Origin of the sequence: Bacillus ndiopicus (assembly GCF_000612805.1) — a bacterium.
Taxonomy (GTDB): domain Bacteria; phylum Bacillota; class Bacilli; order Bacillales_A; family Planococcaceae; genus Metasolibacillus; species Metasolibacillus ndiopicus.
In genome coordinates, this window is record NZ_HG964415.1 from 1 (window position 1) to 2,987 (window position 2,987).

Sequence of the window (2,987 nt, forward strand, 5' to 3'; positions counted from 1 at the left end):
TTGTTCTTTCAAAACTGGATAAACGTTCATTGAAACAAGTTTAAGTTTTGGTTAAGTCCTCGATCGATTAGTATTCGTCAGCTCCATGTGTCGCCACACTTCCACCTCGAACCTATCTACCTCATCGTCTTTGAGGGATCTTACTTACTTGCGTAATGGGAAATCTCATCTTGAGGGGGGCTTCATGCTTAGATGCTTTCAGCACTTATCCCGTCCATACATAGCTACCCAGCGATGCCGTTGGCACGACAACTGGTACACCAGCGGTATGTCCATCCCGGTCCTCTCGTACTAAGGACAGCTCCTCTCAAATTTCCTACGCCCACGACGGATAGGGACCGAACTGTCTCACGACGTTCTGAACCCAGCTCGCGTACCGCTTTAATGGGCGAACAGCCCAACCCTTGGGACCGACTACAGCCCCAGGATGCGATGAGCCGACATCGAGGTGCCAAACCTCCCCGTCGATGTGGACTCTTGGGGGAGATAAGCCTGTTATCCCCGGGGTAGCTTTTATCCGTTGAGCGATGGCCCTTCCATGCGGAACCACCGGATCACTAAGCCCGTCTTTCGACCCTGCTCGACTTGTAGGTCTCGCAGTCAAGCTCCCTTGTGCCTTTACACTCTACGAATGATTTCCAACCATTCTGAGGGAACCTTTGGGCGCCTCCGTTACCTTTTAGGAGGCGACCGCCCCAGTCAAACTGTCCGCCTGACACTGTCTCCTACCCCGCTAAGGGGCATGGGTTAGAATTTCAATACAACCAGGGTAGTATCCCACCGACGCCTCCTTCGAAGCTGGCGCTCCGAGATCTCTGGCTCCTACCTATCCTGTACAAGTTGTACCAAAATTCAATATCAAGCTACAGTAAAGCTCCACGGGGTCTTTCCGTCCTGTCGCGGGTAACCTGCATCTTCACAGGTACTATAATTTCACCGAGTCTCTCGTTGAGACAGTGCCCAGATCGTTACGCCTTTCGTGCGGGTCGGAACTTACCCGACAAGGAATTTCGCTACCTTAGGACCGTTATAGTTACGGCCGCCGTTTACTGGGGCTTCAATTCATAGCTTCGCTTGCGCTAACCACTCCTCTTAACCTTCCAGCACCGGGCAGGCGTCAGCCCCTATACGTCACCTTACGGTTTTGCAGAGACCTGTGTTTTTGCTAAACAGTCGCCTGGGCCTATTCACTGCGGCTCTCATGCGCTTGCACGCTCAAGAGCACCCCTTCTCCCGAAGTTACGGGGTCATTTTGCCGAGTTCCTTAACGAGAGTTCTCTCGCACACCTTAGGATTCTCTCCTCGACTACCTGTGTCGGTTTGCGGTACGGGTACCTCCCACCTCGTTAGAGGCTTTTCTTGGCAGTGTGAGATCAGGAACTTCGCCCATACGGGCTCGTCATCACAGCTCAACGTTATAGTGTGCGGATTTGCCTACACACACGCCTTACTGCTTGAACAGAGACAACCAACGCTCTGCTTACCCTACCCTCCTGCGTCCCCCCATTACTCAAACGGTGGGGAGGTAGTACAGGAATATCAACCTGTTATCCATCGCCTACGCCTATCGGCCTCGGCTTAGGTCCCGACTAACCCTGAGCGGACGAGCCTTCCTCAGGAAACCTTAGTCATACGGTGGACAGGATTCTCACCTGTCTTTCGCTACTCATACCGGCATTCTCACTTCTAAGCGCTCCACCAGTCCTTCCGGTCTGACTTCAACGCACTTAGAACGCTCTCCTACCACTGACATCGTAGATGTCAATCCACAGCTTCGGTGAATCGTTTAGCCCCGATACATTTTCGGCGCAGTGTCACTCGACCAGTGAGCTATTACGCACTCTTTAAATGATGGCTGCTTCTAAGCCAACATCCTGGTTGTCTAAGCAACGCCACATCCTTTTCCACTTAACGATTACTTGGGGACCTTAGCTGGTGGTCTGGGCTGTTTCCCTCTTGACTACGGATCTTATCACTCGCAGTCTGACTCCCGTGTATAAATATCCGGCATTCGGAGTTTGTCTGAATTCGGTAAAGCGAGATGCCCCCCTAGTCCAAACAGTGCTCTACCTCCGGTATTCTCATCACGAGGCTAGCCCTAAAGCTATTTCGGAGAGAACCAGCTATCTCCAGGTTCGATTGGAATTTCTCCGCTACCCACAGCTCATCCCCGCACTTTTCAACGTGCGTGGGTTCGGGCCTCCAGTAAGTGTTACCTTACCTTCACCCTGGCCATGGGTAGATCACCTGGTTTCGGGTCTACGACAACGTACTCATGCGCCCTATTCAGACTCGCTTTCGCTGCGGCTCCACCTTCTCGGCTTAACCTTGCACGTTATCGTAACTCGCCGGTTCATTCTACAAAAGGCACGCTATCACCCATTAACGGGCTCTAACTACTTGTAGGCACACGGTTTCAGGATCTATTTCACTCCCCTCCCGGGGTGCTTTTCACCTTTCCCTCACGGTACTGGTTCACTATCGGTCACTAGGAAGTATTTAGCCTTGGGAGATGGTCCTCCCGGATTCCGACGGAATTTCACGTGTTCCGCCGTACTCAGGATCCACTCTGGAGGGAATGAAATTTCGACTACAGGGCTTTTACCTGCTCTGGCGGACCTTTCCAAGTCGCTTCATCTACTTCATTCCTTTGTAACTCCGTATAGAGTGTCCTACAACCCCAAAGAGCAAGCTCTTTGGTTTGGGCTTTTCCCGTTTCGCTCGCCGCTACTCAGGGAATCGAATTTTCTTTCTCTTCCTGCAGGTACTTAGATGTTTCAGTTCCCTGCGTGTGTCTTCCATACGCTATGAATTCACGTATGGATACTATGCGATTAAACATAGTGGGTTTCCCCATTCGGAAATCCCCGGATCAAAGCTTACTTACAGCTCCCCGAGGCATATCGGTGTTAGTGCCGTCCTTCATCGACTCCTAGTGCCAAGGCATCCACCGTGCGCCCTTAATAACTTAACCTTCAGCTTTCGAT

1 rRNA gene is annotated in these 2,987 nt (G+C 51.7%); it reads right to left on the reverse strand.

The annotated features are described in order from the left end of the window. Positions 1–47: 47 nt before the first annotated feature. Positions 48–2,974 (reverse strand): 23S ribosomal RNA (locus tag TY13_RS19530). Positions 2,975–2,987 lie beyond the last annotated feature (13 nt).